6 protein-coding genes are annotated in these 6745 nt (G+C 35.0%); 3 read left to right on the top strand and 3 right to left on the bottom strand.

Features of this window, described 5'->3' with window-relative positions; genetic code table 11:
• On the top strand, positions 1-223 hold a 223-nt coding region (locus tag JCM10596_RS30655), incomplete at its 5' end, for a hypothetical protein (RefSeq protein WP_034682108.1).
• Position 224: 1 nt separating this feature from the next.
• Positions 225-1079 carry an ATP-binding cassette domain-containing protein gene (locus JCM10596_RS22385; protein WP_025029015.1) on the top strand — a complete coding sequence of 285 codons (855 nt, stop codon included), beginning with the start codon at positions 225-227 and terminating at the stop codon, positions 1077-1079.
• A 1824-nt stretch (positions 1080-2903) separates the two neighbouring features.
• Here the strand turns inward: JCM10596_RS22385 and JCM10596_RS22365 are convergent.
• A complete protein-coding gene (locus tag JCM10596_RS22365) occupies positions 2904-4079 on the bottom strand; it encodes a DUF418 domain-containing protein (protein ID WP_025029011.1) in 1176 nt (391 codons plus the stop codon).
• A gap of 402 nt (positions 4080-4481) precedes the next feature.
• On the opposite strand from JCM10596_RS22365, the gene JCM10596_RS27090 reads away from it, so the two are divergent.
• The gene (locus JCM10596_RS27090) at positions 4482-4943 is read left to right on the top strand and encodes an NUDIX hydrolase (protein WP_369345691.1); all 462 of its coding nucleotides are present in this window, start codon (positions 4482-4484) and stop codon (positions 4941-4943) included.
• A gap of 126 nt (positions 4944-5069) precedes the next feature.
• On the opposite strand, the gene JCM10596_RS22355 is transcribed toward JCM10596_RS27090, so the two are convergent.
• Positions 5070-6020, bottom strand: coding sequence for a hypothetical protein (locus JCM10596_RS22355; RefSeq protein WP_025029010.1), 951 nt, complete (start codon positions 6018-6020; stop codon positions 5070-5072).
• On the bottom strand, positions 6013-6531 hold the full coding sequence (locus JCM10596_RS22350; RefSeq protein ID WP_034682106.1) for an RNA polymerase sigma factor: 519 nt from the start codon (positions 6529-6531) through the stop codon (positions 6013-6015). The genes JCM10596_RS22355 and JCM10596_RS22350 overlap by 8 nt, the downstream gene beginning before the upstream one ends.
• Between the last annotated feature and the right edge of the window lie 214 nt (positions 6532-6745).

Below are 6745 nucleotides of genomic sequence, written 5' to 3'. Positions count from 1 at the left end.
TATTTATTTAGTAATTTCAAGTCCTTTCATTGTATTTTTATTTTTGCAGTTTATGTTTGATAGTAATCCTTATTCTCCAATTAATCTGACAGGAGTATATATTGCTGTTTATGTAAGATATAGCCTTTTAGAAATTCCGTTATTTCTTTTAATTTCTTGGTCTGTTATTTCCGCGACAGCATTCGGTTTATTTATATTTAAAAATAAAAACGAGGTGACATAGATTGATTAGCTTGAAAAATATTATTAAAAAATATAAGCATAGAATAATTTTAGAGAAGATTAATTTGGAAATAAATCCAGGAGAAGTGATTGGGATTATAGGTGGAAATGGTTCGGGAAAATCTACAATACTAAAGATTATAAGTGGATTAACCTATGTAGACAGTGGAGAAGTCATCATATTAAAAAAACAATTAAAAAGAGGATTTACTGGAAAAACACCCCAAAAAATGGGTGTATTAATTGAATCTCCAAGTTTTCTCCCGAATTATACTGGTTTAAGAAATTTATTACTGTTGGCTAGCATCCAAAATAAAATTGATAAAGAATATATTGTTAAAATAATGGAAAAAGTAGGTTTAGATCCAAATGACAAAAGAGTGGTGCGTCATTATTCTCAAGGAATGAAGCAACGCTTAGCAATTGCTCAGGCAATAATGGAAAAACCAAAAATATTGTTGTTGGATGAGCCTACTAATGGGTTAGACAAAAATGGGGTAGAGATGTTGAAAAGTGTTGTAATGGAGCAGAAAAAAAAGTCAGTAGCTATTGTGTTAGTATCACATCTCCAATCTGATATTGACGAACTATGTGACAGGGTATATTTATTAAAGGAAGGAACATTGCATCATTATCAAACAGAAAAAGAATGGTACGTTGTGGTAGAAACTCTTTCTGATCTAGAGAGATTAAGTGAATTTTTTCCACATTTGAAGATAGGTGAACGCTATCAAGGATTACCAACAGGGAGAATTACTGGATCTTGGGAAGATGCACAAAAGTTAGAGAAAACATTGTCTGAAAATAATATTTCCTTTGTAGAGGTACGGGAGGATATGTTGAATGTTACTGTTTGAATATAACCAACTTTTTATGGTGAGAAAGTGGAGGTGGGTCACTATACATATAATATTGCTTACCTTTTCTTTTATTGTCACAGTTATTCAACATGATAGTAACTATTGGGATTTTTTATTTGGTACTCTCCTGCAATTTTTTTTTATGTTTGTTCTTATTACCAGTACTTTTTCTTTTTTTAATCAATGATCTGATTATTCGCGACATAAATAATCACTTAGCCCCTCTTATTATTACTCGCATAAATTCAAGATTTATTTGGATCATGACAAAAATAGTTATGGTAGCCATTGCTGCTTTTTGTTTTGTTATTTTTGCGGTCTTCACGGTGAGTGTCGTCAGTTTCATCAGAGGCGTACGATTTGAGTGGCTTGGAGTAATATCGCCATTTTTTCAGATGAAATTTCTCCACCTATCCTATTGCTTATCCTTCTATCTATTTATTGGGCTACATTAAGTGCTATTGGTGTCTTTAGTTTATTTGTATCCATATTAACTCGTAATCTTCCATTGTCTATGATTATTGGTGTGACTGTTATTTTGCTCGGGTTTCTATACTGGAAAACCGATTTAACTTTATTCGTTTGGACACCTACTGCACAAATGTATTTGGTTGCAATGTATCCGAATACTTACTCTGAGTTAGTTGAAGGTCTCTCGGTACATTCATCATTTGTGTATAATCTCTTTTTTTTTCTTAATTAACTTTATTGGATTATCCCTGATCTCTCGTGATCTGAATATGGCAGGTGAATCATAAGTGCTTCTGCGGTTAGTTAAGGTAAATAATAATCTTATGTTTGGTAGAAGAAGTAGTATTTATATTATTACTATTTTAGTTATTTGTGCTCTAGTACAAGTTATGATTACAAAATATTTTCCTCTTTATGACCTTCAAGATTATTTATTTTACACTATTGGTGGTGTAACAAAAAATGAATCCTTACTTCGGTTATTGGTGTGGATGGTTCAATTTATCCCATTGATCTATTTGATGTCTATATTATTTTGTTCAAATAAATTCGATACATGGGTACTGACTAGAAATGTATCTCGTTTCAAATGGTTTATCTCGAAATGGATCATACTTATATTGACGACAATAGGCTATGGGACTTTGATCATCATTGTGTATACATTAGTTGGTATCTTCTATTTTCCGATAGAATTTAGTATAGGTGGTATAGATATTGATCACCTTTCGTTGGTGTATAGTATAATTATTTTCTTTAGTGGGATGATTGCTTTAAGTTCGATAGGTACTGTAATCTCTTCTATGTGGAATAATGTATCTGTAGGTTATATTTTCTTTCTTTTACTTACATGTGTATGTTTTTTAATTTGGAATAGTGGAACTTTCCCTTCTTTTTTATCACCTCTAACTTACCCGATATCAATTGAATTTATAATCAATGCTGATGGATTCATATACGCTGTTCTAAGTAATCTAATGGTTATTATAGGTTCTTTCATGTTAAATCTCATTGTTTCAATTAAAAGGGCATCTTGAGTGAATAAAAAGATGCTCTGTAAAAAAGGAAATTCTGAGCAGGAGGTCTCTTTTCATATCACTCACTTTAAAACGTTATGAACATGGAGCGTTGATCATGACCTAAAACAATTCTTACCTAGAATAAGAAATTTGGAGGTGATGTGTTGGCTACAGAAATATTAGATCATTTGCTGCAATATGCTACTACTTTTAATACTAAAGGTGATTCCTTTAAGACTTCTAAAAAAGCAAAAAAGCAGGAATCTAACATGCTAACTTTAACTTGGAACGCTGAAATAGGGAGGCGACATAGTACAGACCATTTCCTGTCCTATGCCGCTTTTTTGCTTTCCTTCAAGAACTTCAGAGGAAGATTCGTTAATGATCTCCATATAAGCTCAAAAGGACCTGTAGTAAACTTTTTCAACCAGAAATGGGCGAATAGGAGCATTAGGAAACAGATGAGCAACCAAACACCGATAATTTCAATAGAGTGTAAGGTTCCACCAAGGGCAAACCCCCATCCATAGAATAAAATAGAAGCAACAACATTTTGTAGCATATAGCAGCTCAGAGCGGTTCTTCCAACTTCAGAAAGACGTTGGAAGAAGAAACCGGCGGCGTTCCGTTCCAACAACCAATTAAAGAACATAAAGTAACCTATCGCCATCAGTGGTGCAAAGATATATCGGACAAATATGGCTAGAGAAGGAAACGGCAAAAGGGAGAGAGCATTAAGAGGAATCCCGACTCCAAGTCCCCAAAGCATCATTTTTTTTCTTCTTTGTCTGCCTTCTTCGCTTTTCTCTAAGACTCGGCTACGGACAAGATACACTCCGAAGAGAAAGAGTAGGATATTCATCGGGATAATCGCAATGGCTTCTGCTCGGTGAACCCAAAAATCCTCGAAGCGAAAAATGATTTGATCTAAATATGTACCTTGCAGATAAATAAGAGATATTTCTTGGAGGCTTCGCAAAAATTCTTGGCGAAGATCATCAGCGCGAAATATAACTTCTATTAATATGGAGAAAAGAATGACCAAAATAAGGTGGATTAAACCAAGGGAAATGGCAACTCTTTTAATGATTTTGGTCTGACACCGGAGTAATAAAGCTACGATTATCCCTGATATGGCATAACTCATCAGGACGTCATATTCAAACACAAATAGAAAATGCAGGAAGCCATCGGCAAATAAAAGAAGCATCCCCCATATGTAAATCCATGGCCATATATTTTCTTGATTTCTTCTTATATAGGATTGTCTTTTTAATTCTAGTCCCATACCAAAAAGAATGGTTAAAAGACCTAAAAATTTACCATTCATAAAGAACAAAAAGATCATGGATACAATGGCATCCAAAGAATAAGTCCATTCTGTCCCTTCAAAAAAGAGAGATTCATAATTCCCTAAATGAGCAAAGATCCATATATTTGTACCTAGTGTTCCTAGAATAGCAGCTCCTCTTGCGATATCTAGTATTTCTATTCTTTTGGACATCATGTGATATCGCCTCCTCTTCTATTCATCATAATGCCTGCGCTGTGAAATGGAACTTCACTTCTATCCCATGTACTACTACCATTCCCTTGCGTATAACTAGAATAATAAACAATGACTTACTGTTCAAGTTTTTAGCGTAAAAATAAATTTATTGAAATTATAACAAATGGTATGATGGTCATACAGGATATAGAAAAATGGTGAGGATAAGTCAAGTTGACAGTGAAAAGAGGCATATTACAATGAAAATTGAGAAGCTTAAAATTTTTGATCATAACAGAAATCAAATAGGTGTTGCTACACGTGATGAGGTACATAGAGCAGGATATTGGCATGAAGCTTTCCATTGTTGGTTGGTAGGGAAAGAGGGAGAGAAAGATTATATTTATCTTCAACTCCGAAGTGAAGAGAGAAAAAGACTATCCCAATCTCTTAGATATTACAGCCGCTGGGCATTTGTTAGCAGATGAAACGATAGCGGATGGAGTTAGGGAGCTAAAAGAGGAAATAGGAATTGATGTTGCTATTCAGGAATTAGAACCACTTGGGGTAGTAGATTATAGCGTTGTTAAGGATAATTTCATAGATCGAGAAATTGCTCATGTTTTTCTCTATCGCTATCACCAGAATTCTAGTGAGTTCATTTTACAAAAAGAAGAAGTTGCTGGGATGTTTAAAGCTGAGTTTAAGGATTTTTATCGGTTGTGGTTAGGAGAAATTGAACAGATAAGAGTTCAGGGTTTTAAAATAGATAAAATGAATCAGAAGGTTATGATCGATAAGTGGGTAGGAAGAAAGGATTTTGTGCCTCATGAACGTTCATTCTATCAAAAGATTGTTACACTACTTAAAGAGAAAATATAGAGGTTGTATGGGGAATGTGGAGCATCTTGCTTTAAGCTCGTGGAATTATAGGCTGCGTGTCAACTTTTTTGTGAAACGAAAAGTTGACACGTTTTTTACTAGAGCGGAGAAGATAAGTTTCTCATATCATTTTTTTGGTGAATGCTGTTGTTCAGTCAAAGAGGAGGCAATAGCAACTAGTTCTTCTTTTGGAAGCTGTAAAAAATCTGTCTTTATCCAGTAGAGGAGCTGTTTTCCATTCTCTTCATCCATCCATATGACCTCTTGGAGCGTTCCATCATTATAATAGAGGGCTTCAATATTTCCGATTGTTAACTTCTGGGCATGTTGCTCCTTCCATTCCGTACGATGAATCGCCTTTCCCCACTGTGCTCCATCTTGGATGAAGATAGAAACTTTTTCTTGAAAAGGATTATAATATATCAAGTCAATGCCAGCTATGTCTTCCTTCTTCTTGGCTTCTCGTATAATGAGATCATTTCCCATATGTTCTGCTTCTTCTATCATTTCAGTAGTAGCTGGATTGTCATATGTATAGTGTATTCTCCCTTCTGTAAATCCAAATCCTTCAGGCATGTATGAAGGGATTTTATACAAATAATGTCCCTTTCCTTTCAATTCAAGTTCTTCTAAGCTCGTGTATGTTTCAGGATTGCTTATCGTTCGAACGATTTTTTGGGGGTTCTTTTGCTGATCGTGTATATAGACATGCACTGCTTCTCCAGGGCTCAATTGATCCTGTAATTCATTAAATATCTCTTCAAATATTTCATCTTCGAGTGGTTCATCTCCTTGGACAAATTCCTTTAATTCTAAGACAATATGACCCTTTGAATCATATAGCTGCCAAAGATACGTGGAGGCAAAGCCCGTTAAGAACACGGACAGGACAACTATGGAAACGAATAGTAATGATTTGCGTAGAGGAATAAATCTTGTTTTTGCTTGGAATGTTGATGTTCCTTCTGGTAACTGAGTAAGTGTTTGTTCGATTCTTTCTTTTACACTATTAGGTAGCTGTTCTTGTTCTCGCTTTACGTATTGTTTAATTTTTGCATCAATATGGTTATTATCCATGTTTAACCTCCTTTGTCTTATCTAGTAGCTCCTTTTTCAGTTGCTCTCTTGCCCTAGAAAGCCGTGATTTAACCGTTCCCTGAGGAATATCCAGAATCGTAGCAATCTCCTTGGTGTTAAAATCATGAATGTAGTAAAGGATTGCAGTGAGCCGAATATCCTCCTTTAATCTGCCCAGCATTTCCTTCACTTCAATTTGAGTATAATCGTTCGCAGGATTCTTGCTTTCTATAATTTCGGATACAGGGATGATCTTCTTATGAGCTTGGATAATGGAATAGCATTCGTGTATTAGAATGCGTGTAATCCATGTTTTAAAATATGCAGCTTGCTTTAAGCTGGGCAAATGATCATAAGCAAGTAAAATGGTTTCTTGAATTGCATCTTCACAATCAGCATCTCTTTTTAAAATGCTCTTAGAAATACGGTAAAGGTCTAGCTCTATCTTTCTTATCAGCAAGGTAAATGCTTCTTTGCTTCCTTGTTTAGCTTGCTCTACTAGGGAATCCACTTCATACACCACCTCCCGTACAGGTATCTATCTATTAAAGCGGTGAACAGGTCAAACGGTTCATTTTTTTCATGATCATTTTTATCATTTTCCGACAGAAGACTCCCTCTTCAATCGTGTGAAGGGCGAAGCCCAATGATAAGGGGGAGATGAATGTCGGTTGGCGTTAGCCAAAACTTTCCTCAATTTGGTATAATAAGAACGTAAGTTCCTT

The sequence above is a fragment of the Caldalkalibacillus mannanilyticus JCM 10596 genome, assembly GCF_000615945.1.
Classification (GTDB): domain Bacteria; phylum Bacillota; class Bacilli; order Caldalkalibacillales; family JCM-10596; genus Bacillus_AT; species Bacillus_AT mannanilyticus.
This window is presented reverse-complemented; position numbering and strand designations above follow the sequence as displayed.

Excerpts from the sequence above, each read along its gene's own strand:
- JCM10596_RS22365 (WP_025029011.1), bottom strand. The coding sequence starts at position 4,079 with ATGATGTCCAAAAGAATAGAAATACTAGATATCGCAAGAGGAGCTGCT.
- JCM10596_RS22355 (WP_025029010.1), bottom strand. The coding sequence starts at position 6,020 with ATGGATAATAACCATATTGATGCAAAAATTAAACAATACGTAAAGCGA.